Origin of the sequence: Gilliamella sp. W8145 (genome assembly GCF_016101145.1) — a bacterium.
GTDB classification, from domain to species: domain Bacteria; phylum Pseudomonadota; class Gammaproteobacteria; order Enterobacterales; family Orbaceae; genus Gilliamella; species Gilliamella apis_A.
The window spans coordinates 853,685-878,025 of record NZ_JACFRC010000001.1; the positions used below are offsets into that span (position 1 = coordinate 853,685).

Annotated in this window: 22 protein-coding genes and 1 pseudogene; 5 read left to right on the forward strand and 18 right to left on the reverse strand. The window is 32.8% G+C overall.

The window, feature by feature from the left end; translation table 11 throughout:
* Window positions 1–28 precede the first annotated feature (28 nt).
* The 5 genes from H3T80_RS03850 to hutW are packed head-to-tail and all read right to left on the reverse strand — an operon-like array spanning window position 29 to window position 4,416.
* On the reverse strand, window positions 29–805 hold the full coding sequence (locus tag H3T80_RS03850) for a heme ABC transporter ATP-binding protein (protein ID WP_370527339.1): 777 nt from the start codon (window positions 803–805) through the stop codon (window positions 29–31).
* Between the two features lie 13 nt (window positions 806–818).
* Complete coding sequence (locus tag H3T80_RS03855) at window positions 819–1,805, reverse strand: iron ABC transporter permease (RefSeq protein ID WP_294883886.1); 987 nt, start codon at window positions 1,803–1,805, stop codon at window positions 819–821.
* 23 nt (window positions 1,806–1,828) lie between these two features.
* The gene (locus H3T80_RS03860) at window positions 1,829–2,467 is read right to left on the reverse strand and encodes an NAD(P)H-binding protein (protein ID WP_198200141.1); all 639 of its coding nucleotides are present in this window, start codon (window positions 2,465–2,467) and stop codon (window positions 1,829–1,831) included.
* Window positions 2,468–2,484: 17 nt separating this feature from the next.
* Entirely contained in the window at window positions 2,485–2,985 is a 501-nt protein-coding gene (gene hutX, locus H3T80_RS03865) for a heme utilization cystosolic carrier protein HutX (protein ID WP_198200143.1), read from the reverse strand.
* 15 nt (window positions 2,986–3,000) lie between these two features.
* A complete protein-coding gene (gene hutW, locus H3T80_RS03870) occupies window positions 3,001–4,416 on the reverse strand; it encodes a heme anaerobic degradation radical SAM methyltransferase ChuW/HutW (RefSeq protein ID WP_198200144.1) in 1,416 nt (471 codons plus the stop codon).
* Between the two features lie 252 nt (window positions 4,417–4,668).
* Between hutW and H3T80_RS03875 the strand changes: the two genes are divergently transcribed.
* The 4 genes from H3T80_RS03875 to H3T80_RS03890 all read left to right on the forward strand — a co-directional run bounded on the left by H3T80_RS03875 (window position 4,669) and on the right by H3T80_RS03890 (window position 11,539).
* Entirely contained in the window at window positions 4,669–5,520 is an 852-nt protein-coding gene (locus H3T80_RS03875) for a hemin ABC transporter substrate-binding protein (protein WP_198200145.1), read from the forward strand.
* 104 nt (window positions 5,521–5,624) lie between these two features.
* Window positions 5,625–7,928, forward strand: coding sequence for a TonB-dependent receptor domain-containing protein (locus tag H3T80_RS03880; protein ID WP_198200147.1), 2,304 nt, complete (start codon window positions 5,625–5,627; stop codon window positions 7,926–7,928).
* Between the two features lie 365 nt (window positions 7,929–8,293).
* Complete coding sequence (locus H3T80_RS03885; protein ID WP_110447700.1) at window positions 8,294–9,145, forward strand: hemin ABC transporter substrate-binding protein; 852 nt, start codon at window positions 8,294–8,296, stop codon at window positions 9,143–9,145.
* Window positions 9,146–9,235: 90 nt separating this feature from the next.
* Window positions 9,236–11,539: a TonB-dependent receptor domain-containing protein gene (locus tag H3T80_RS03890; RefSeq protein WP_198200150.1), complete on the forward strand. Its 2,304-nt coding sequence runs from the start codon at window positions 9,236–9,238 to the stop codon at window positions 11,537–11,539.
* Window positions 11,540–12,592: 1,053 nt separating this feature from the next.
* Here H3T80_RS03890 and H3T80_RS03895 read toward each other — a convergent pair.
* The 11 genes and pseudogenes from H3T80_RS03895 to H3T80_RS03945 all read right to left on the reverse strand — a co-directional run bounded on the left by H3T80_RS03895 (window position 12,593) and on the right by H3T80_RS03945 (window position 22,155).
* Entirely contained in the window at window positions 12,593–12,730 is a 138-nt protein-coding gene (locus H3T80_RS03895; protein ID WP_198200152.1) for a hypothetical protein, read from the reverse strand.
* 432 nt (window positions 12,731–13,162) lie between these two features.
* Complete coding sequence (locus tag H3T80_RS03900; RefSeq protein WP_198200154.1) at window positions 13,163–13,417, reverse strand: hypothetical protein; 255 nt, start codon at window positions 13,415–13,417, stop codon at window positions 13,163–13,165.
* Window positions 13,418–13,451: 34 nt separating this feature from the next.
* Window positions 13,452–14,507 (reverse strand): annotated as a pseudogene (locus tag H3T80_RS12370) (terminase small subunit).
* A 152-nt stretch (window positions 14,508–14,659) separates the two neighbouring features.
* Window positions 14,660–14,992, reverse strand: coding sequence for a hypothetical protein (locus H3T80_RS03910; RefSeq protein WP_198200156.1), 333 nt, complete (start codon window positions 14,990–14,992; stop codon window positions 14,660–14,662).
* A gap of 172 nt (window positions 14,993–15,164) precedes the next feature.
* Complete coding sequence (locus H3T80_RS12375) at window positions 15,165–15,452, reverse strand: Rha family transcriptional regulator (protein WP_198201133.1); 288 nt, start codon at window positions 15,450–15,452, stop codon at window positions 15,165–15,167.
* 453 nt (window positions 15,453–15,905) lie between these two features.
* Complete coding sequence (locus tag H3T80_RS12380) at window positions 15,906–18,107, reverse strand: tail fiber domain-containing protein (protein ID WP_198200158.1); 2,202 nt, start codon at window positions 18,105–18,107, stop codon at window positions 15,906–15,908.
* Between the two features lie 165 nt (window positions 18,108–18,272).
* Window positions 18,273–20,303, reverse strand: coding sequence for a phosphodiester glycosidase family protein (locus H3T80_RS03925; protein ID WP_110447692.1), 2,031 nt, complete (start codon window positions 20,301–20,303; stop codon window positions 18,273–18,275).
* Window positions 20,304–20,468: 165 nt separating this feature from the next.
* The gene (locus H3T80_RS03930) at window positions 20,469–20,798 is read right to left on the reverse strand and encodes a hypothetical protein (protein WP_110447690.1); all 330 of its coding nucleotides are present in this window, start codon (window positions 20,796–20,798) and stop codon (window positions 20,469–20,471) included.
* Between the two features lie 161 nt (window positions 20,799–20,959).
* Window positions 20,960–21,235 (reverse strand): D-Ala-D-Ala carboxypeptidase family metallohydrolase, encoded by a 276-nt coding sequence (locus H3T80_RS03935; protein WP_110447689.1) that lies wholly within the window; start codon window positions 21,233–21,235, stop codon window positions 20,960–20,962.
* On the reverse strand, window positions 21,232–21,498 hold the full coding sequence (locus H3T80_RS03940) for a holin (protein ID WP_110447688.1): 267 nt from the start codon (window positions 21,496–21,498) through the stop codon (window positions 21,232–21,234). Before H3T80_RS03940 ends, H3T80_RS03935 begins: the two co-directional genes overlap by 4 nt.
* Window positions 21,499–21,705: 207 nt before the next feature.
* The gene (locus H3T80_RS03945) at window positions 21,706–22,155 is read right to left on the reverse strand and encodes a hypothetical protein (RefSeq protein WP_110447687.1); all 450 of its coding nucleotides are present in this window, start codon (window positions 22,153–22,155) and stop codon (window positions 21,706–21,708) included.
* Window positions 22,156–22,934: 779 nt separating this feature from the next.
* Between H3T80_RS03945 and H3T80_RS03950 the strand changes: the two genes are divergently transcribed.
* Window positions 22,935–23,315: a hypothetical protein gene (locus H3T80_RS03950; protein ID WP_198200160.1), complete on the forward strand. Its 381-nt coding sequence runs from the start codon at window positions 22,935–22,937 to the stop codon at window positions 23,313–23,315.
* A gap of 442 nt (window positions 23,316–23,757) precedes the next feature.
* Here the strand turns inward: H3T80_RS03950 and H3T80_RS03955 are convergent, their stop codons facing one another.
* Both H3T80_RS03955 and H3T80_RS03960 read right to left on the reverse strand, forming a co-directional pair.
* Window positions 23,758–24,171, reverse strand: coding sequence for a hypothetical protein (locus H3T80_RS03955; RefSeq protein ID WP_198200162.1), 414 nt, complete (start codon window positions 24,169–24,171; stop codon window positions 23,758–23,760).
* Window positions 24,150–24,305 carry a phage tail protein gene (locus H3T80_RS03960; protein WP_110447684.1) on the reverse strand — a complete coding sequence of 52 codons (156 nt, stop codon included), beginning with the start codon at window positions 24,303–24,305 and terminating at the stop codon, window positions 24,150–24,152. The genes H3T80_RS03955 and H3T80_RS03960 overlap by 22 nt, the downstream gene beginning before the upstream one ends.
* Window positions 24,306–24,341: the final 36 nt, after the last annotated feature.

Below are 24,341 nucleotides of genomic sequence, written 5' to 3' on the forward strand. Positions count from 1 at the left end.
AATGATTAGTAATCGATATTTTTTACTATTAAGGATTCAAATAGATTTGCGGTATTGATGATTGGCTAGGATGAACCAAAATACCTAAATCGACCCCATACCAACGTTGAATATTCTCCACTGTCAGTACTTGTGACGGGGCACCTTGTTCAACAATTTTACCTTTATTAAGCAAAATTATTTTATCCGCATATAAGGCTGCTAGATTAAGGTCATGTAAAACACAACAAACGGCTAATTTTTGTTTAACTGCTAATTGCTTTAATAATCGTAATGTATGTTGTTGATGATAGAGATCGAGAGCTGATGTAGGTTCATCTAAAAACAATAATTTTTCACTAGGTTCCGGTTGCCATAATTGTGCTAAAACTCTGGCTAATTGTACCCTTTGTTGTTCTCCGCCAGATAATCCTCGGTAATCACGTTCAGCAAATTGCAAACAATCCGTTTGTGACATAACTTCATCAATTGCTTCATTAAAATGGACTTTACCATAAGGTGCTCGCCCCATAGCAATAACTTCTTTTACCTTGAATGGAAAAGTAAGTTGGCTTTGTTGCAGCATCACTGTTCTTGTTTTAGCCAATTGTTTCTGAGACCATTGGGACAAGGGACGGTCAAGTAAATAGCATTCACCAGAAGATGGTTTTTGATAACCAGTTAATAGGCGTAACAAGGTTGATTTACCAGCACCATTAGGGCCAATAATAATAACAATTTCACCAGATTTTATCGATAAAGAAACATCGTCAATTATCATACGGCTGCTATAAGCAAATGTCAGATTTTTAGCAATTAACACTATAAAGTTCCACCAATTATTTATGTCTTAAAATAAGCCAAAGAAAATATGGACCACCAATAAGGCTTGTTAAGAGACCAACAGGAATTTCTGTCGGGGCAACTAGCGTCCTAGCTAAGGTATCTGCTAACAAAAGTAAACAGGCTCCACCTAATGCAGATCCAGGAATTAACCATTTATGATTTGCTCCAATTTGCAAACGAATCATATGCGGAACAACTAGACCAACAAAAGCAATGATGCCACTTACCGCAACTGATGTACCAATTAACACAGCACAAAGAAGTAAAAGATAGCGTTTAGTGCGTTCAACATTAATGCCTAAATAATGGGCATCTTCATCACCTAATTGTAATATGTTAAGCTGGTGAGCTAGCTTAATTAAGCACAATAATGCTGGAAAAATTAACGATAGCGACACAATCACCAGATCCCATGAACCTTTACCTAAATGACCCATTGACCATAAAGAAATTTGTCTTAGTTGAGATTCATCGCTGATATAACTCAAGCCGCCCATTACTGCCCCAATGATGGCATTAATAGCAACACCGAGTAGAATCATTTTAGCTAGATTACATTGTTCATTAAGGCTATAAAGATAAATAAGTGCACAAATAAATAAGCTACCAGCAAATGCTGCAACCATTTTGCCGTAAAGCATCATAATTGGCGGGAAAACAGCAGGAAATAAAATTGTCATACCAACCATTAAACTTGCTCCACTACTAATACCTAACAAACCAGGATCAGCTAAAGGATTTCTAAATAACCCTTGCATCACAGCTCCTGCGCTTGCTAATGCCATACCAACAATTATCGCTAAAATAATTCTTGGAAGGCGAATATTGCACCAGATATTCCATAAAGGATCATCAAATGGCAAATTCATTAGTTGTGTAAATGATAATTTTAATGCTCCTGTGTTTGCAGAATAGATCATTAAAATTAATAGCAAAATAAATAATCCCAATAATAATATTGCTTGGCTAGATTTGCGCACCAATTAACCTCATATATTTAATACTAATAATTTACTGTTAGATTTGGGTCGACAACACTATATATACAGTTATCAAATTGTTGATTAGCAATTTTATCAATGATTATTCTGGCTAATTCTTTTCGATATACAAAGCCATGAACTTCTTGAGCGGTATAGCACTGACCTTTACCGGTTATCTCGCCATCACGCAAACCACCAGGTCTTAAAATCACATAATTTAATAAACTTGTTTGTAACCAAACTTCAGCTAGTGATTTTTCCCGGACAGCATAACCAAAAGCTTGTTTAGCACGTAGGGATAGTGTTATCCATGAGTCGCCACAACCAAGTGAAGTGACTAAAAGCATCTGTTTAACACCAGCTTGTTCAGCACAATCGATAATAATACGTTGAGCAATATAATTCCCCGTTTCACCACCAAGCGTTGAAATAATAATAGCTTCAGGCCCTGCTTGCTGACAGATCTTTTTAACTAGTTCTTTATCGGTTGCATCACCAACATGAGTTTCAATACCTTGTTCCGCTAATTGTTTAGCAAATACAGCATCTCGAACTAATACAATACAACGCCACTGAGGATGGCATTGTTTTACTAATTGAGATACTTGATAGCCAGTACCCAGATGTGCGCTTACACCAAAAATAATTAATGTTTTCATTTGTATAATTCTTAAAATTAATTGATTTTTTCGGCTAATGCTCGGAATTTTTCAAGTTGATCTGCTTTTAATTGGTGTTTTTCATCACGACCGACAAAAATTTTAAACATTGATTGACCTAAATGATTAAGGAAAATTATCGATGCTGTCGACATTTTCATAAATTTTCGTTCGATAAACGCAATATGTAGACAATGTTCCGCTTTGATATGACCACTTAAGCCTTTTTGATGACGTAAATTAAAATATTTTTGACTATGCGTTCCAGGGGGCAGTTCTCCAGAAATCTCGGCAATAATATCCCCAGTATGAATTAAAAATAATACGTCACCCCAAGTTGTTACCTCCTCCCAAATCATATCAAAATTGGTACCATCAACAATTTTAACATCAGGTATTGCTTGGATTACTTGTGTAAGTGTCACTTTATAATCTTGCGCGATTTTTTCTAATAATTCTTCTGGATTTGATTGCATATAAGTTGCAAGATTATTTAAAACAGTTGGTTTATCTGCCATAGTAATTTCCTTTAATCATTTGTTTTTTAAATGGATATTTTGCATATGAGGATGAGCTTTAGCTACACCATTACTTTTTTGCATGGTTTGTCTAGCTTGTGCCATTTGTTTTTGTAATTCGAGATGTTCAGGATTATTAAGTTGTAATAACAGTTGCTGTAAGGCTTGTAATAGATTACTCGACCAAAATCGTCCCGATAAGGTAAGTCGTAAACAGTGATCTTCATTTTGTAATAGCCCTACTTCATGCCATTGTTTGATTAGTGGATCAAACAATTCTGCACGATCGGTTAACTGAGTTAAATCAATTCGGCCTTTCTCGATGCCAGCTTGTAACTTATGTAACCAATCGCCAAGTAATGGTTTATCTGTTAACATCATTATTGGTTTCTTACCTTGGTCTAATAATGCATAATACTGATTTAAATCACGATGGATCATATAGGATTGACCATTTAATTTACCACCAGCACAAGAACCAAATCCAAAAAAATGTGAGCCTTGCTTTATGAGAAAATTATATAAATTGCGCTCACGACTGGTTTTAGCCCAATGAGCATTAGTTAAATGTGTCCAGCCTTGTTTAGCTAAATACTCGGCACCTTGATGGTAAAAACTACATTTATCAATAACCGATGGTAATTCAATTCTTCTATTTTCAACCCCTTTCGCTAAAGGAGTAGTTGGCAAAAGATTTAAAGAATAAAGATCAACGCCATCAAGCGGAAGTTGATCGGCAATTGCTAAATCTCTTTGCCATGTAGCCGTTGTTTGATTAGGTAAACCAAACATTAAATCACAAACTAGTGCCACACTATCTCGTGAAGCAATGTTTTCGAAACGTTGAATAATCTCCTTTTCCGATGATTGGCGCCCTAATTTTTGTCTAATTTCAGTATTAAATGTTTGTACACCTATCGAAAAACGATTAGCTCCAGACTCAATATAACTATCAATTTTTTCATCATCAAAATCAGAAATTCGACCTTCTACGGTAATCTCACAATCAGGCGCTAAAGGGGCATGTTGTTTAAAATAACTAATTACTCGAGCTAATTGTCCAGTCGCCAATGCTGAAGGTGTTCCACCACCAAAATAAATAGCATGAATTGGGGCCGACTGCATTGCTTTACTATTGATTTCTAAAGATATTTCCTGTAGTAAATAGTCTATATAAGTTTTGGTATCAAACTTACGTAATGGATTTTGATAAAAACCACAAAACTGGCAATGAATATCACAAAAAGGAATATGTAAATAAATTAACCTTTTTTTGCCAGCTAAATTTGAATTTAGTAGGTTATTCCATTGTTGCTCTAATTCTGGAGGCGGAACAGGTAAACTGGCTTGTAATGGCATTACAGCCCAACGATCTTTAAAGGGTAAAGCTGAATTTAAAGCGTAATAGGCACTTACATCAAATGATTTCATAACTTCCATTCATAAAAATAATCTTGCAGAATTAAATAATAATTATTCTCATTTATCAATATTTTTTTCATTATTTATTTATTTGTTATGTAATATGAATTTACTATTTATTTGAATAATAAAATTATTTTAGTTTTAGTTCCTATTTTTTTAAAACTTCTTATAAATTATTATTAATACATATTGATAATGATTATCATTTTCAATATATTGATTGGTCTATTTGTAAACTTTTTAATGAGAAAATACAGAATGAAAAAGAAATTTATGGCAAATATTTTATTATTCATATTCATTTTTAGTGTACATAACTTTACTAATTTCAGTTATGCAAATGAGAGAATTGTTATCGCTGGTGGCGCACTGACTGAAATTGTGTTTGCTCTGGGTGCTGGTGATCAGGTTGTCGGTGTTGATAGCACCAGTCACTTTCCTCAAACAGTAAAACAACTTCCTCAAATTGGTTATTTAAAATTACTAAATATTGAGTCAATACTATCTCTTAATCCCTCACTAGTTATTAGTTTCAATGATACTGAAACCGATAATATTCTTCAGCAAATAACCCAAGCAAAAGTTGCTGTTCTAGCGTTGAAACGTGTACCAGCCACAATTGATTTACTTTATGAAAATATTAATAAGATTGCCGTAAAATTGGATAAACAAGAAAAAGGCCAAGAACTAATCAATCAAATCAAAAAGAATCTTTCTAATATCCAAACTCAAATAGCGACGCAACCACATAAAATAAAAGTGTTGTGTATCATGAATATGGGGGGAAGCATTTTGATTGCAGGAAAAAATACGACTACAGACGCTTTAATCACTATTGCTGGTGGTGAAAATCTTGCTACTCATAACAGTGTTAAAACTTATACAACTGAATCCTTAATTGCTATGAATCCAGAAGCTATTATTTTAACCACACATTCAATCAATGAATTAGGTGGTTTAGATAAAATCAATACTATTCCTGGTATTTCAGAGACAGAGGCATTTAAAAATAATCGAATTATCATTATTGATGATAGCTATTTGTTCGGCATTGGCCCAAGAGTAGATGATGCAGTAAAAATACTCTTTCAAGGTTTTTACCCTCAATAAATTTTTAGAATAACTATTTTTATATTTTTTATTAATATTTTTATCATTTGAAGCAATAAATGAGCGTTCTTGTTATTTATTACATTATCGATTAAAGGACTAGAATGTTAAATTTTAAATTTTTAAAAAATACCAGTTCATTAGCAATAGGTTTAACCTTAGCGTTACCTGCTATTGCTGCTGATAAACCTAATGAGCAAAACGATATTGATACTATTACCGTTACCGCTCATGAAGCAACGAAAAAACCCGGAACAAATACCGAAATTTCAGAGCAAGATATTCGCCGTGATGGTGGGACTAATTTTGGCACCATTATGCGTTATCAACCGCTGATATCAGCATCTGGTAGTATTTCCGGCTCAAGTAGTGGTAAAAGCAGTTGGGATCGTGGTGGATTTACTGGTTATAATATTCGCGGTTTAGATGCTAACCGTGTTTCAATCGATATTGATGGTATGCCATTACCTATTGCCCAAGGTCGAGTTAATGGTGTTGGTCGGGCAGGATTTGGTTCTTATGGTATTGGACGAGATTATATTGATACTTATATGTATAATAAAGTTGATATCCAATCAGGCGCAACCTCGGTAAGTAACGCTAACAATGCTTTAGGAGGCTCCGTATCATTTCAAACTAAAACCGCCAGTTATTATCTTTATCCAGGAAAAACCAGCTATTTCGGTTTTCAAAACAACTATGACAGTGCCGACCGAAGTTATCACCAAGGTTTAACCATGGCTGGTGGTGATGAGTATCTCAATGGTATTTTAGTATTAAGCCGACGCGATGGGCAACAAACGCGTAATCATGGCGATTCAATCAGTAGCTATCCGGAAAATTGGCATTCTAATGCAATCTTAGCTGGTTTTGGTTGGCAAATGACCGATGAACATTTAATCAACACCACTGTTGATTACAATAATAAAACCAAAAACGCTCATTATGATACTTGGGATAGATATGGTAAAAAAGTTGAATCATTTGATAAACAAAGAAGCAAAAACAATCGTTTCAATCTTGCAATTAAAGATCAATGGAAACCGACAAATATCAGTTGGATTGATAGTTTAACCACACAGTTGAATTATCAACAAACCCATGTCTATGACAGTACCGACCTCCGTCATAAAACTAGAGGTAATTTTAATACCCAAACGAACTACAATACCAAAGCTTATAACTTTATTACCACTTTAATCAAAAGTTATGATAATCAACGCATTAGTGCTGGGTTAAATGGTAAATGGAGTGAAGATGAATCACCATTTTTTACATCGGCTGAATCAGAAAATATCATTATTCTTCCCGATGGTCCATATAGTAAACCACAAGCCGATAGTCGTAGTTATCAACTCGGTGGCTTCTTCGAAGATCGAATAAACTTTAATGTTAATGATAGTAATAATTTTTATTTAGTTCCTGGTGTCAGAGCCATTTACCAAAATACTAAACCGCGTAATCTTGAAAATATGTCAGTGACGAATATTAATAGCAATCGGTTAGGTAAACAATACAATAGTAACAGCGATTTTAAAGTATTGCCTTCGATGTCATTTATGTATGATATTACCCCTGATTTTACTGCCTATTTACAGTATCAACGTGCAGCACAAATGCCAAATCAGAATCAAATTTATGGCTCTTATTTAGCCCATAGTAGTATTGCTTTATTAGTTGGTGATTCAAATCTTAAAACCGAAACTAGTGACAACTTTGAATTAGGTTTAAAAGGCCAACCTGTATCAGGTGTGACACTTTCATCATCAGCTTTTTATAATAAATATAAAAACTTTATCGCTTATACTCGCTATAAAAAAGATTTTTTAGGCATTGGTAATCGTATTGTTTATCAAGCAGAGAACCGTGATAAAGCTTATATTTATGGTGCTGAACTAAGCAGTGAATTCAATATTGGAAAATGGATTGAACCGGTTAATGGTTTAAGTGCCAGATTTGCAATTGGTTATAACCAAGGCAAATCAAAATCAAGTTATTTAGGAGATAAATATATTGAAATGGACTCTATTGCTCCAATAAAAAGCATTATCGGCTTAGCATGGGATGATCCAAATAAGTTTTATGGTATAGCAATTACGGCAACTTTCCAAAAAGGCAAAAAAAAGGAAGCTACATCTCGTGAAACTTATAACAATGAAGGTAAACCTATCCCTAATTCCAAAGATGATTACTTTAGAATTGCTGGTCATGGTATTGTCGATTTAACAGGTTATATCAATATTACCAAAAATGTGAAACTAAATGGTGGGATCTACAATCTTACTGATCAAAAATATTGGGATTATCTAAGTAATAATAAATTATATAGTACATCAGATCATAAATACCTAGATATGTTTACTGCACCAAGTCGTACTTTCCAATTAGGTTTAAATATTGATTTTTAATCTTAAAAAATAATCACTCCACCGATAATTGGTGGAGTTGATAAAAATAGTTTTTTCAGAGAAAAAATAACAACTAAAATTCATTATTAATTATCATCAAATGATGACTTAACCTGCATTTATAGCTGTAATTGTTGATTATTTAGCTAATAATTGGGAGTATTTGAAAAAAATTTTTCAATTTTATTTTTATAATTTATTGATTATAAATTTATTATTTATTTAAAAAAAAGTTTATTTTTATTCTTAAATTTGCTTTTTTTTGCCCTGCTACAGCAAATCCCTATAGATTTTATGTTGATAATGGTTATCATTTTCACTATATTATCCAGTCTAATTTTTAAGCCATGGTAGGTACATAAATCATGAAAAAGAAGTTTATGGGAAAATTGGTGCTATTTTTGCTAATTTTCAGTATTAATAGCTTTATTAATGTTTGTTCAGCTAGTCAAAGAATCGTTATTGCCGGCGGCGCCCTTACTGAAATTGTGTTTGCTCTGGGTGCTGGTGATCAGGTTGTCGGCGTAGATAAAACAAGTAGTTTTCCTGAAAAAGTTAAACAATTGCCACAAATTGGTTATTGGAAATTATTAAACATTGAAGGCATTTTATCGTTAAAACCATCACTGTTTATCACGTTAAATGATGTTGAACCTGAAAATATTATTGATCAAGTTAATCAGTCAAAAGTAGATGTTCTAGCGTTGAAACGTGTACCAGGGACAATCGAATTACTTTACGAAAATATTAATAAAATTGCAGTTAAATTAGATAAACAAAAAGAAGGTCAAGTGCTCATCAATCAAATCAGGACGAATCTTGCTGACCTAGAAACGAAAATTACTACACACCCACAAAAAACTAAGGTTTTAGCTTTAATGAGCATGGGAGGAACTAACTCAGTAGCAGGGAAAAACACAACTATTGATGCATTAATTACCATTGCTGGTGGTGAAAATCTTGCTAATCATAATAGCTTTAAAAGTTATACTGCCGAATCATTAATTACTCTTAATCCGGAAGTCATCATATTGAATAAACATTCAATTGATCAACTAGGCGGACTAGATAAAGTTAATACTATTCCAGGTATTATTGAAACTGCAGCGTTTAAAAATAATCGAATTACCATTATTGATGATAGCTATTTGTTCGGCATTGGCCCACGAGTTGATGAAGCAGCCAAAATACTTTTCCAAAGTTTTTATCCACAATAAGTTATTTTAAAGAATTTAATAAAATTTTTAATAATTGAAGCAATAGATGTGCACTTTATTATTTAGTATATCAGATTTGAAAGGACTAACATGTTAAAGTTTAAATATTTAAAAAATACCAGTTCATTAGCAATAGGTTTAACCTTAGCGTTACCTGCTATTGCTGCTGATAAACCTAATGAGCAAAACGATATTGATACTATTACCGTTACCGCTCATGAAGCAACGAAAAAACCCGGAACAAATACCGAAATTTCGGAACAAGATATTCGCCGTGATGGTGGGACTAATTTTGGCACCATTATGCGTTATCAACCGCTGATATCAGCATCTGGTAGTATTTCCGGCTCAGGTAGTGGCAAAAGCAGTTGGGACCGAGGTGGATTTACTGGTTATAACATCCGTGGTTTAGATGCTAACCGTGTTTCAATCGATATTGATGGTATGCCATTACCTATTGCCCAAGGTCGGGTTAATTCAGTAGGTCGAGCTGGATTTGGATCTTATGGTATCGGGCGAGATTATATCGATACTTATATGTACAATAAAGTTGATATCCAATCAGGCGCAACCTCGGTAAGTAACGCTAACAATGCTTTAGGAGGCTCCGTATCATTTCAAACTAAAACCGCCAGTTATTATCTTTATCCAGGAAAAACCAGTTATTTCGGTTTTCAAAACAACTATGATAGCGCCGACCGAAGTTATCATCAGGGTTTAACCATGGCTGGTGGTGATGAGTATCTCAATGGTATTTTGGTATTAAGTCGACGCGATGGGCAACAAACGCGTAATCATGGCGATTCAATCAGTAGCTATCCGGAAAATTGGCATTCTAATTCAATCTTAGCTGGTTTTGGTTGGCAAATGACCGATGAACATTTAATCAACACCACTGTTGATTACAATAATAAAACCAAAAACGCTCATTATGATACTTGGGATAGATATGGTAAAAAAGTTGAATCATTTGATAAACAAAGAAGCAAAAACAATCGTTTCAATCTTGCAATTAAAGATCAATGGAAACCGACAAATATCAGTTGGATTGATAGTTTAACCACACAATTGAATTATCAACGAACTAATGTTTATGACAGTACCGACCTCCGTCATAAAACTAAAGGCAATTTTAATACCCAAACTAACTATAACACGAAATCTTATAACTTTATTACGACTCTAATCAAAAGTTATGATAATCAACGCATTAGTGCTGGTTTAAATGGTAAATGGAGCGAAGATGAATCGCCATTCTTCTCATCAGCTAAATCTCCAAATGCATCATTTTTTCCTGATGGAGATTATAGTAAACCTCAAGCCGATAGCCGTAGTTATCAACTCGGTGGCTTCTTCGAAGATCGGATAAACTTTAATGTTAATGACAGTAATAATTTTTATTTAGTTCCCGGTGTCAGAGCTGTTTACCAAAATACTAAACCGCGCAACCTTGAAAATATGTCATTATCAAAAATAAATAGTAGTCAATTGGGTAAACAATACAATAGCAATAGCGATTTTAAAGTATTACCATCCATGGCATTTATGTATGATATTACCCCTGATTTTACTGCTTATTTACAATATAAGCGAGCTGCACAAATGCCAAATCAGAACCAACTTTATGGCTCTTATTTAGCACATAGCACTAAGTATGTATTAGTGGGAGATTCAAACCTAAAAACTGAAACTAGTGACAACTTTGAATTAGGTTTAAAAGGGCAACCTGTATCAGGTGTGACACTTTCATCATCAGCTTTTTATAATAAATATAAAAACTTTATCGCTTATACTCGCTATAATAAAAACTTCGTTGGCGTTGGTAACCGTATTGTTTATCAAGCAGAGAACCGTGATAAAGCCTATATTTATGGTGCTGAACTAAGCAGTGAATTCAATATCGGAAAATGGATTGAACCGGTTAATGGTTTAAGTGCCAGATTCGCAATTGGTTATAACCAAGGCAAATCAAAATCGAGTTATTTAGGGGATAAATATATTGAAATGGATTCTATTGCCCCAATGAAAAGCACTATCGGCTTAGCATGGGACGATCCGAACAAATTTTATGGTGTAGCGATTACGGCAACTTTCCAAAAAGGCAAAAAAACTGAAGCAACATCTCGTGAAAGTTATGGTAATGATGGTAAACCAATTGCTAAATCTAAAGATGATTACTTTAGAATTGCTGGTCATGGTATTGTTGATTTAACAGGTTATATCAATATCACCAAAAATGTGAAACTAAATGGTGGGATCTACAATCTTACTGATCAAAAATATTGGGATTATCTAAGTAATAATAAATTATACAGTACATCAGATCATAAATACCTAGATATGTTTACTGCACCTGGCCGTACATTCCAACTAGGTTTAGACATTGATTTCTAAAATCAAATTATCCCAAGAATCAAATAACCCGCTTTTGCGGGTTATTTGATTATCATAACTGATATAACTATTGATTAACTTTATTTTTTGAATAATAAGAGTATATAGCAAAATCAGTTTAATCTTTTTAGCTATACTTTAATTTCAAGCAAAAATAAACTATTTAATCATTTAATTAAATCAAATAATCACATGATTATTGTAATCTTTGTTATATTATGCTCTTTTTTATCCAACTGAAAATCTAGGTGCAAAAATTAAGAAGAGAAACATGAAAAGATAACAACATATAGGAACAATTATAAAAAATATCCCGGTAATTCTTAAAAATTTATGAGATGAGAATAAAAGCCATATACCAATCGCTAATACAGCAAAATAAACCCACCAATAAATAATCAAAGTAAGTAAAAACACTCCCCAACCATTTAACACCATATTCAATTCCTTTTAAATCGTTTTATATCTAATGCCATAGATTCTATCATTATTTGAAAAATTTAAAAGCATGTGAAAAATAGATATTATTAATAAGTCACTATAAAACAAATCTAAAGCTATAATTGTGTTAATAACAACCAAACTACAATATGAGTATCAAAGCAACTGAAAACTAGACACAATTAATTCGCCAAAATGGATTAAATAACAATAAAACGTTGGAGATGACAAAAAAAGCTTCTTAAAATACACAACACTTAAGCTAATTTTCAAATTTGAGCACAATTTGCATTATAGAATTAAAGCAAAAATAATAAGCAGTTAGGTGCAAAATATTAGAGCTTTTAATTAAGATATAAAACAGCATGAATGTTAAAAAAATCACATTTATAATTTTATCATTGAACTAACTAATGAATAACTAAAACGTGGTGAATTGACGAACAGTAATGAAATGAATGAAATATTGAAAAAGCATAAAATTTGGATCTTTTCTTGTGGCGAAAATGGGGAGAAAGCAGACCTAAAAGATATCAACTTGACTAGTACTGATTTACCTGTATCAATTTTCATTATATTAGGTGAAGAATATTTTATTTCAATATGTGGTTATTATGTCAGAGCTGGTTGTTCAAAACCACGCTTGCGTAATTCTCTCTCAAGCTCTTCCATATCAGCATCATAATTAACATGAACCTGCCCACTGGCATTTTTGATAAACCCTTCAGCGCTATCACCTGAATATTTCATCACATCCAGTAAATCGTTATAGCCAACCTCTAATTGAGATTCTCCATCATCGATTGAGTTAATTACTGATGTTTCATTTAGTATAAATACTCTGTCTGGATAGATTTTGCGTGATATTCGTGGCTTGCTGGATTGATTATTGATTGACTACTCGTCAAACAGGTACTTCGTCACTTGGCCATAATTTTCGTCAGTCTCGTCTTGATTCCATTCACATGGTTTTAACTGACCTTCCCAAGCAGGAATTAACTTAACAATAGCATATTGAGGTGATAATCGGTTTATAACTTTGGTATCAACAGGCTTATCTCATGTTTGACCGCCTCGTAACTGAATAATTAACGCAGAATATCGACCAACAATACCTCGCTTGTCGGCTTCGACTATTGATGACCACAATTTATCATTAAATAGGTCCGTTACAATTTTTTCTCACGTTGTTAGTTTTGTGTCTTGCTCTCGAATATGACCGTCAATAAATTTGGGGTAATCTAACCAGCAGATCCTATCCACAAATCCACGAGCGCCACCTGTTTTTTTGTATACCTTATAAAAATCACCGAATGTTAGATGTTCAAGATAACCAAATTCACGGTCGATAAATGCGCGCTTTGTATTATTTACCAAACCCGATGATGCATATGCTAATCTTTGTCTACTAATGTCTTGACTGCTGTTAGAAACCATTAGCTGATCATCTGTCGGTTTTAATAATTCATTATTACCTCATAAATAAACCTGCGGTTCGTTTTCGTCTATTACGATTAGAGACAGAAAAATAACGGAATGCATCAGCGGCATGTGATGTATGGTCATGGAGTGGCTTATCTCGCCAACAACCATTTTTATCATCTCACGCTTTACGATACGCTACTAAACTAGCAATACCTTGCGCATATCTGTCAGAATCAAATGCACATATTGGTAATAACTAACGAACTGATTCGATGCCGTCATCAACGTTGTTTTTTGGGACAACTTTAAAGTTAATGCTGTATTTTTCCCCGTCAATATCATAACCTTCTTTAGCAATTTGTTTTCGGCTTTTACCATCACCCGACAACTCACGGTTATAAATATCATGAGGAGCCCAATGCTCTGCATACTTATAGCCAAACTCTTCATCTTTGCTCTTAAGCACTTTCATGTAATGCCTCAATCCTTCACCACTATTTTCATAGTAGTCAATGATATGAAATTCATCACCAACCTTACGCACAAACCAAATAGCTGTTGATTCTCCCACACCTAAATCCCAGTATGTATAAACATCCAAATGACTAATCGGGTAATGTTGTGATGCGATTTGGGCTAAGATTGCGTAATAAGCGCACTCTATTGATTGTTGGAATGCTTCGCTTGGTATAGATGGATATTCACACTTCATATCGTTGCCTAGCGTTTTCTCTTTAAATGCCTGCACACTTACGTGTTTACCTAACAATTCAAGATTCTTTGTTTTATTTGGCCACTTAATTTTTTTCATAATCGCATCAGAGTCACCGCTTCTGATAATGGCGATATCCAATCCTGATAATATAGTTCGCCAAGTTCTCGGCCATTTTTTAATCGGGAGGAAGACAACCGAGCTATTGAGAGAATCCTCTATATCCATCTGGTCTATTTCAACTAATCGCTTTAGCACATAGTCGGCATCTATTTTGTTACGTTCATTGCGCTGTTGCCTAAGTTCTTGAATAGAGTTTTGAACTGAAGTTTTCTGAAGTAATTGGTAAGATAATTGTGCAAACGTCTTTTGACTATATCCTGCTCGGATTGCTGCTTATGTCGCACTGAGAGCTACTAAATAGTCACGACAAAACAGCTCCTGTTTGTCTGTGAGCTTTGTCATATTTATACCTTTATTTTTTAGATAATAAAAAAGCCGCACTAAGCGGCTATATAAACTTTATATATAACATAAAAATTTTATAAATTACTAGATAACATATTGAGTAAAAATGTAGCAGAATATGTTAAGCTTAAAAGCAATGTACTCAATATTATACATAGAACAAAACCAACAAGGTCTCTAATTTTGGACTGTTTATCTTTCTTTTTGTAGAAGCGATAACTAGAGTAAACCGTATAAAATAATAGAAAAGAATAAAATAATACAGATAATCCATATAATATCTTATTATTCAGGATTTCTGATAAGAATAAAAATATAGCTAATATAAAACTTAAATTAAATAATTTATTAAATATTTCAATTATATTGTTGGCTAACTTAAATAAAAAATTCTTTTCTTCTTGCATATTCACTCCTTTTTAACTTTAAAAAATCGAGGAAAATTATACGTTGTGCTTAATAAATGCTAATAACTTAATTTTGTAAATTTTTATTACGATAATTAATTATGTAGTTTTTAGAGTTGGAGACGTGAAAGTTTTATTAATTCCCACCGTTTGGTGGGAATTGAGCAATGTATTAAATCAATAATTTGATCTGTCCTTGCTCTTCCAGTTCTTTTATTCTTAATTGATATGTAGGCTTCTTATCTTGCCATTTTCTAAGTAAACGACCCGATAAACTAGCTATATCTTTTTCTTTCATATATTCCAGCATTAGATCGTTATGTTGCTTCATGTAGCTGTTTTGCATTTTATAAAGCTGCTCTGTCATCCAATTAAAGGTATTAATATATGCCTCTTTTATTTGAGAAGCTGCTTTACCCGTAAATCCCATAACCAAGAATACGAAACCATCTTTAGTCATTTTATAAAACGGTTGTGGCTTATTATTCTGTAAGTTATTGATTTAAAAACAAAGCGAGAAATTTTGTTTTGTAAATTCTTCAGAGCATCCGAGCTTTTTTATAGCCTTTAACACATCAGCGTGCCGCCTACCGAAATAACTAGGCAACTTTAAAAGATGTAGTCATAACCTGATTGTCTTATAAAGTAACCATTTCGTTAAAATCAAATTTAATAATATTCATCATGTTCTTCTTTAGAAATGAGTTTTAGTCACACAGGGAATTAGTCAAAGCAAGGCACACAATGAAAAACCATCTAATGCCCTCTAAAACTCATTCCGAAGTGATCCTTTTTTTGAATCGTCAGTGTGATTGACGTAGATTGTAGAATTGATTGTGGTGCGTTTTCGCACCGATTGAAGTTAAATTTGCTGAATTTTAGGCACAAAAAAACCGCCCTAGGCGGCGGTTGTTTATTGTTTGTTAGTTTTTTTTAACGATTCAATTTCTTTTGATAATTCCTGTATCGCTTTTACAATAGGAGGAATAAATGAATCGTAGCTCAATGAATAAACATCACTTCCTCCTTTAACTGAGGCATGGTGTAATCCTGAAAAATCAACTCCCATTTTTTTACAAAGAGCTTCTACTTCTTGAGCTATAAACCATTCGTGTTCACGAGTGCGTTTTTTAGTTTTTGCTAAATAATCAGCCTCATTAAACTCTAGTTTTGTTTTATAGATTGGTTGTTTATTTTCATCTAAGCCAACTTGAATTTTATGATCATCAAAATAATCATCTCTTATATTCCATTTTCCACGAACGGGACGTAAACCTAAAATAAAATCTAGACCTAAATCACAATCTCTAATATCAGTTTTATCCCTAATGTCTGAACGTAATTGCAAAGATTGATAGGCATAAGGTGTTGTGAATGAATTACCTAGTTGAATTTCATTACTGCCTTTTACTGATGATTTATATCCTATTGCTGTTGAATTATAAACATTAGTACATTCTGAACCATCTATCATAAACTCCATTGCTCTAGACCCAATTGCTGTATTTCTTATTTGATTACCATTTTCACCCAGAAAGTTTAAAGCACGAAAACCTATAGCTGTATTATCAGATTTACCACCACTAGTTAATGCCCCAGCTCCAACAACTGTGCTATTTTTTGCTGTAGTACCAGATGCTAAAGCGTTATATCCAACAATTGTATTGTAATTGCAATTAGTAGTTGAATCGATTTCTGAAAAATAATTAACGACTAACGTTGTTCCTTCACCAACAATATTTTCAGGAGCTGTACAAATATATGTATTTTCATCGATAACGTTTATAACTAACCAGAGATAATCTGCAGTTATAGAATTTAATATTCCCGTTTTAAATAAAATTTTAACTGTAAATCCAGAAGTATAACCATGATTTGGTTGTGTAATAGAAATTATGCCATTTGAAACAGTATATTCACCATTTGCCTTTTCATTTGTTAACTCTTTCCCTGTCGGACTGACATTGGATTCTAATAATCTACCAGCACAAAAACCTACAGCAGTATTATTCAATCCTCTTTTGAGGTATTGTAAAGATTTATCACCTAATGCAGTATGTCCATCTGAATGTGTATAAAATAGTGTTGACGCTCCCACTGCTACACAGTTATTTTTATCCGTAGGGAAAGTATTAATTATTTTTTTATCAAAATTGACAGGGCAATCACCAGCCCCTGATGCTACACCAATATGAATATTACTATTTCCAGTTACATTAGTTTGCCCTGCATTTCTGCCTATGGCAATATTGTTATACCCTGTTGTATTATAACGCATGGTATTATCGCCAAAAGCAGCATTGCGACTACCAGTTACATTATCTCCAGTGCCGTTATTACTAAATAAACTTTCAAAACCAAAAGCGGTATTATAAACACCATTCTCCATTGAATAGAGTGCTTGATATCCGATTGCGTAGTTATTTTTAACATTAATAGCATTAAACATAGCTCTCGGCCCAATTGCAATTAGATTTGTACCTATTGCGCCATTTGGTGTTTCTTCTATTTTACTCAACGCATCCTGTCCAATAGCTTGTATATATCTTCCTGACCGAATAGACATCGAATGATACAAAGCAGGGATTAAAGTACCATCTTTTCTACGAAAGAAGCCATTACAATATTTATTACCTGTATAAACTTTAGTGACAAGATACGTCAAACCACATAAATCAATAAGTTTATCTTTTAAAGTTTCTTCAATCTTACGGAATACATTATCTTCATTTGTTAGACCATCACCAATAGCGCCAAAATCTTTAACGGAAATATTATCAGCATTTTTATCATGTAGAGTTCTAACAATTGCGTCAGGAAATGAATGTTTTACCATAATGTTGGTATCATCTATTACATCATAACTAATATTACTTAAATTTGATTGAGTAACATGTTCTAATATTACCTGACTACCTTTAATTGGAGCATTATTAAATACTATTTTGACACCTAATGGGTTATTTAAACCCGCAATGCGATAATTGTTAACCTGAATACCTTTAACCTTCACAATAAGATCCGATGCATTGACTATTTGGCATAAAAATGGGAAAACAGCAGTACTACCATCTGCTATATATTCAATTTTGGTTTGTTGCTTAGAGACTGACACTATTTATCTCCTTTGGCTTCTAAAGTGTCGAAAAATTCTGTGCTTTGCTCGGAATAGTTCTACATTGATGCTTTGTGTTTACCTAAATAACAAGCTAAACCAGCTACACTTGGGCGACCTACTTTTTTCTTATCGCCCTTTTTCATAATATTTCCTTAAATTAACTTAAATATACATGATTGCAGGTATTTTTCTTTCTCCTTCACCTAAACTAGGGTTATTTATAATTTTCCCTTTGTACCACAATGATGCACTACCACCTCCATCAAGATTAAATGCATTCATGCAACCAAGAGCTCTCAATTTTCTAGCTATTTGATCCATTGTACAACCAGCAATTCCAGATTTGCCATCAACCGCAAGCAATATATAACTTCCATCATTTTTCTGTCCTAAACACATTCTAGCGGATAAATTTTTAAACCAACCATAATGAGTTACCAACTCATATGGAAGCGGGTCATATACCTCACCATCTACAACAAGTGGAGATTGGAATGTAGCTGTTTGCCATGCATTTTCAGCAATGCTAGCTGAGGCAATCATTAATGGGTTATTGGAACTATAGTTAGGTGTAGAGAAATCGCGACATGTTAATCTATTGTATCTATCAATGACAAGCATGCTACGTGCCCACCAAAAATTTTCTGTTCCATAAGTATCATATACAGTCCCATTTACAACGATATCACCAAGTTTTTTACTTGGAACATTCCAAGAACTGCTATTCCATGCTAGGGTTGCATTATCAATAGATTTCATCCAGTCTGATAGTGTTTTAAAATCAAAGCTATTAGCTGCTTGTTGTATTTTTCGGTAATCATTGACTTGAAACTCAATAAGGTATGAGGTTGCATCATTAAGATCTGAATCACTCTCTTTTATAATTGGTTCTGAAATATAATCATTTCTTGACGGCTTAATTATATTTAATTTTTGCTCATTATAAGTATTTGTTACGTTAGCAGAAGAATCATTTCTAATGGTTTTTATTTCTCCTGAGGCATAGAATTCATTGTTATAGTATTGACCATTTGTTACTTCCTTACTAAACCATAATAATGCTGTATTTGTTTTTGCAATATCTGTGTGAAATTTATTATTAAAAATAAAAACACTATCAGTGGATTCAATTTTTACGGCTACTGATATACAATGAAATCTACAATCATGTATTCGCCAAAATTTACTTGGATAAGTATTTCCTTTTGTTTGTGCATTGAAATTGGCATCACCAATAATAACGGCATAACCTGATTCAATACCACGATCAAATACACAATTGAATAAATCAACATTAACACATCCCGTTGCCCTAATATTACTCGCTCTTTGGTTAGAAGTTAAATTTGAGTTATGAACTTTTACATCAGTACAGGCCTCTAATTTTATAGTGTCTGTTATTGTACTGGCTGTAATATTATTAATCATAAGTCCATTACAAAAGTATGCTCTAATCCCGCCATGCTTTAACATCTCCCTATCACGCAATGAACCTGTGATAACCAAATTATCTAAAATTATTTTAGATAATCTTGCTGTACTCGTACCAATTAAAGATATACTAGAAGCGACACAATTTGCTATACGGGTATTTAAAATACGAATTTCACTAGCGGCAAATGACATTGTAGGTTCAATATAGATTCCATTTAGGAATTCTTGAAATTCACAATTGTCGATTAATACGTGATTAGCATTTAGAACAGTTAATCCATTGAATGCTCGGCTCTTAATCGAAGTAAATTTACAACAACGAATAGAATATCCACTTGTTATGGTACGCGATTGACCAATTTGAAGGCTCGAATGTAAAAAATTCACACCGTTTAATTCAACAGGAATATAGATTTGTTCATTATCTTTTGGCGCAATTTTCACTACTAGATTATTAAATGTTACATTTGAAACATTCATTCTACGTCCAATATAAAAAACCACACTAGGGGAAAGATCTTCATTGTCAGGAGCCTTAAAAGAAACAACGCCAGTGGAAATAAACTGTCTTTTTAATTCAATATCTGACGAAATAATATAAGTGCCACTCGGGAATAATAAAATTCCACCATTTTTATACGTTTCATCAATTGCCTTAATAATAGCTAAGGTGTCATCCTGTAGCCCATCCCCTACGGCTCCGAAGTCTTTAACTGAAACAATATTTGATTTTTTATCATACTCTTGTGATGAATTCATTTAATTATCTCCATAATAGTCATTTTGTCATCATTGCATTGTCTGAGTTCGTTCAACAACTCAGTGTAAAAAATTGGACACTGTGTCCAAGTTATTCTTTTATTAATATGAGGCTCATTATTTGGCTGTGTTAGCGAAGCAGTAATATTACATTGATAAACATACTCAGTTTTTGCCATTCCGTATCCAGTCAGAAATATTGCTAGGCATAATTTCATTAGCACAATGATTATTTTTAAGCGCATCTTTCATTTGCTCGTGAAGTCGTTTAATTGATATAGCGTCTCGGGCTTTTTCTTGCTCTCGTTGTGCTATGATTTGATTATTTTTTTCGATAACTTGCTGTAGTTTTTCCAATTGAGAGGTTAGTTCTGTTAGTTGTTTTTTTGCAGTTTGTTCATCCTCAAAACATTGATAAGCAAAACAGCTAGCAAAAACTGTAATAACTAATAGAACTATTGGTGACAATCGATAAATTTGTTTTAATTTATCCATTAGACTAACCCATTTAAGTTAACTGTTTTTCCACCCTGTTAAACTTCTGTTAGAACGATTTGACGGTTGTTACTTGAACGAAACCCGATGTGAATCCATTGATTGTGTTCCTGAATTAATTTATCAAACTGAACACCATCATCAATGAGTTGCTGACAGATTTATTTAGGTGTTCCAAACGAACTATGGAAATCAACAGCTAGCCCTTTGGTGTGAGAGCTAATTGATACACCGCCCCCTGCATTTAATACTGGACAACGATATCCAGATGTAATGACGATAGATTTGCCTAGCGCTTTTCTGACTAATTCAAGTTTAATAGCTGTCAGTTGAATATTTGCCATTAACTCATCTGGTACTCGATTATCTATTTTCAATCGGAGAGCTGTTGTTGAGCGAGTAAATTTATCTAATGTAAAATGCTCTGTTAATTTCATTGATCATTCCCTCTAGCCTTTTTGATTAGTCTCTCTTCCAGCGCTTTAATTAGCGTTGCACCTGACCAACCAGCCAGCCCAGCAACGCCACCAGCTAATTTGAAATCTAGATTGAAATAACTAGCACCCAGCAAAGTGCCAATGCGGAACGTGTCGCCATTCATAATGTGATAGTAATAGCTAGCTAATGAACCTAATAAAGTGATAAAAAGTAAATATACAACAACCGTCCAATTGATGTTGTTTGGGTCTTTTATTGGCATGACTAAATCTTCATATTAGTTAATAGAAATGACAGCATACTAGCTAATGATTAGTAGTGTGTGTATCTAGCGTTGCTGTCGATTAGATGTTGAGTGAATTACTCAAAATTTAGGTATAAAAAAGCCCCAGTAGTTAGCTGAGGCTATTTAGTATAAAATCACATTGAATTAATTAGGTAAAAAATACATTGTCAATTTTCTGTATTATTAAAAATCACAGTCATAATTGATTCCTTCCGACTTTAAATAGTCTTTAATTCCATTTATTGAAAATCTTTCTGAATCTTCAACATTAATTATAGGAGTAATAAATTCTTTTTTTAACTCATCCGGCTTAGATGATAATAACTCATTATTATGAAACCATTCAACTTTTGATTCATTTTCAAAAGTTGAATACGATATTTCAATATAATTTTCTATTTTACCTGAAATACAATGGTTTGATTTTTTGTTTAATTCATAAACTAAAGAATTATTATTAGGTGTGAAAAATTCATACACGACTCCGGTGGATGAATTTCTATGAATAGAGTTATTATAAAGTTTCAGTGGTATTTTAATTTTATTATTGCCATATTGATTCAAAACAATAAAAGATTTCACTGTTGGATGTTCTGAAATTCTCAGTGGACCGCCAATGTTTTCAAGTTGCAATACTCGATCGGTATATATATTTCCTTTTTTAATTAGAGTTTCATTTACTATAAAGAATGGCTCATTGGAGATTTTATCGATTTGATACTGTCTTATAGCGAAATATACTAAAAAAATTGTTAAGAAGACATTAACTACAATTGAACATATATTAACTTTTTCGCTTACAGTTAAATTTTTTTTATTTTTTTTTAAATTTATTTTTAGTCATATTTTAATTGAAACTGAATATGTTATCTTTAAAAATATATATAATTTATATATTATCATGTGGCAGTCATATATCCTATCTAATTATTTACACTGCTGAGTAACAAACTTATTATCATTACCATGATTTATTTCTATTAATAGAATAAATAACTTTTCATAAAATCCATATAAAATTAAAATTTTTCAGATAAATAGTATTAACTTTTATCATAGGTTAACCTATATTCATAAACATCCACAGGGAGTTGATAAAGTAAAACATCAGCTTTCGATGAGGGCTTAAATATAACAACTGCTTATTTAAAAAGCAAGGTGATTATATGGTATTAACTAGAGCTGAGATTCAAACAAAAAGCGACAGAAAAACGAGAAGTTAAAGTAAAAGACTTCAAACTACACGTTGATGATATAGCATTAATTGAACAGGCACGTAAAAACCTAAATATAACACAAGCTCAACTTATTATTGATGCTGTTAAATTCTATCTTGATAACAAAAAAGCCTCTTAATTGAGGCTTATCTAATAACCTTAATATATTACAAAATTTAATCTAAAGGAAACTTTATGAATAATTATTTTAATAACTCTTTTAAACAAAAAATCATTTTAACCCTTATCACTGCTGTAAGTTCCGCTTTAATTACCCTGATTTTCTCATGTACATTTCAAAAGTGGGAAAAAAAGGAAGGTGAAAAATGGTTACAGATTTTTGCTATTGAGAAAAACTATCATGGTAGCGATATAATTTGCCAATATATTAATGATGTAAAAAATAAAATAAATAATATAGATAATTTAAATTTATTTGATAATAAACTCCTACTACCTGATGCCGTTTTATCTGTTCTATCAATATATAGCTTTAACTTGAATAAAACCGGATTCTTAAAGAAGGATGACGCTGAGAATACTATCAATTTTCATACCAGTTATAAAACTCAATAATAATGTTTTCAGAGTCTTCGACATTTAATAATGTACGGATTTAGTCCAAAAACACTTGACGCTTTATTGGAAAATCTAATGACAACAGACAAATACAAAAGAAAAGTTTTAAATTCAGCTAATATAGAATTATTCACAAAAATGCAATACAGATTAGCTGAAATATTGAGTTAATAAAAAGCCCAACTATTTTAGTGTGCTTAAATTCTATGCGCTTAAAACAGCATCTTAGGTACATTATCCCTTTAAACGTTTAAACAGTCAAGTATTTAACATTAGTTTTATGATAAAAATACCATTTTTATACTTGCCGTAATTGTTTCTTTTCTAGCTGTTGTTTAAACATCAAGTCAATAAAAGCACCGCCGCCAAAATGATCGTGCATTCTTACACCGAAATTAGACCCCAGCATTTTAAAAACATCGTATAAGCGATTGTCTATTTAGAAATCATTCAACCAAAGCATGTGATGAACTAAACAAATTAGGTTGGTTCTGCTTACCTCAATCTTATCTTTTCTTGTTTTTGTAACCCCACCCAACCACTTAATAGCCTCGTCAAACTTACTAGCAAGTAAATCTTGGTAACGTGGTATCTTGAAGTTTTCATAGAATAAAGGAGTAATGGAATTTTCTATATTTGATACTTTTAGTTTTTGCGTTGCTACAGTTCCGTCGATTGAAGATTCAATCCCTGTTATTTGATATGGCCACGCTTTATATTCATTCCCTTTCCACCAAATAGATTTTGCAGATAAATCATTTTTATCTTTACCGTATTGTTCAATCTCCTCGTCCGAGTATGGAACATCATAGGCATGGAATTTCAATATGCCTATATTAAAGTCAGAGCCCATTTTTCATTATGAATATTAATTCCAAGTCCAGCTACTTGAGTGTATCCGTCACCAAAATTAACCTCTCTTACATTTTGACCATATGACATTTCTATTGTGTCTTGTAATTGCGTTTTCCACGTAAATATATCCATCGATTCCCCTCCTGTAGATAAGTTTGAACAAAATAC

Coding starts and splice junctions, on each gene's coding strand:
- hutW (WP_198200144.1), bottom strand. CDS start 4,416: ATGAAATCATTTGATGTAAGTGCCTATTACGCTTTAAATTCAGCTTTA.
- H3T80_RS03910 (WP_198200156.1), bottom strand. CDS start 14,992: ATGCAAGAAGAAAAGAATTTTTTATTTAAGTTAGCCAACAATATAATT.
- H3T80_RS03900 (WP_198200154.1), bottom strand. CDS start 13,417: ATGGTTTCTAACAGCAGTCAAGACATTAGTAGACAAAGATTAGCATAT.
- H3T80_RS03960 (WP_110447684.1), bottom strand. CDS start 24,305: ATGGATATATTTACGTGGAAAACGCAATTACAAGACACAATAGAAATG.
- H3T80_RS12375 (WP_198201133.1), bottom strand. CDS start 15,452: ATGACTAAAGATGGTTTCGTATTCTTGGTTATGGGATTTACGGGTAAA.
- H3T80_RS03875 (WP_198200145.1), top strand. CDS start 4,669: ATGAAAAAGAAATTTATGGCAAATATTTTATTATTCATATTCATTTTT.
- H3T80_RS03955 (WP_198200162.1), bottom strand. CDS start 24,171: ATGGGCTCTGACTTTAATATAGGCATATTGAAATTCCATGCCTATGAT.
- H3T80_RS03935 (WP_110447689.1), bottom strand. CDS start 21,235: ATGAAATTAACAGAGCATTTTACATTAGATAAATTTACTCGCTCAACA.
- H3T80_RS03940 (WP_110447688.1), bottom strand. CDS start 21,498: ATGCCAATAAAAGACCCAAACAACATCAATTGGACGGTTGTTGTATAT.
- hutX (WP_198200143.1), bottom strand. CDS start 2,985: ATGGCAGATAAACCAACTGTTTTAAATAATCTTGCAACTTATATGCAA.
- H3T80_RS03925 (WP_110447692.1), bottom strand. CDS start 20,303: ATGAATTCATCACAAGAGTATGATAAAAAATCAAATATTGTTTCAGTT.
- H3T80_RS03890 (WP_198200150.1), top strand. CDS start 9,236: ATGTTAAAGTTTAAATATTTAAAAAATACCAGTTCATTAGCAATAGGT.
- H3T80_RS03880 (WP_198200147.1), top strand. CDS start 5,625: ATGTTAAATTTTAAATTTTTAAAAAATACCAGTTCATTAGCAATAGGT.
- H3T80_RS03860 (WP_198200141.1), bottom strand. CDS start 2,467: ATGAAAACATTAATTATTTTTGGTGTAAGCGCACATCTGGGTACTGGC.
- H3T80_RS03885 (WP_110447700.1), top strand. CDS start 8,294: ATGAAAAAGAAGTTTATGGGAAAATTGGTGCTATTTTTGCTAATTTTC.
- H3T80_RS03930 (WP_110447690.1), bottom strand. CDS start 20,798: ATGGATAAATTAAAACAAATTTATCGATTGTCACCAATAGTTCTATTA.
- H3T80_RS03950 (WP_198200160.1), top strand. CDS start 22,935: ATGAATAATTATTTTAATAACTCTTTTAAACAAAAAATCATTTTAACC.
- H3T80_RS03895 (WP_198200152.1), bottom strand. CDS start 12,730: ATGAAATATTCAGGTGATAGCGCTGAAGGGTTTATCAAAAATGCCAGT.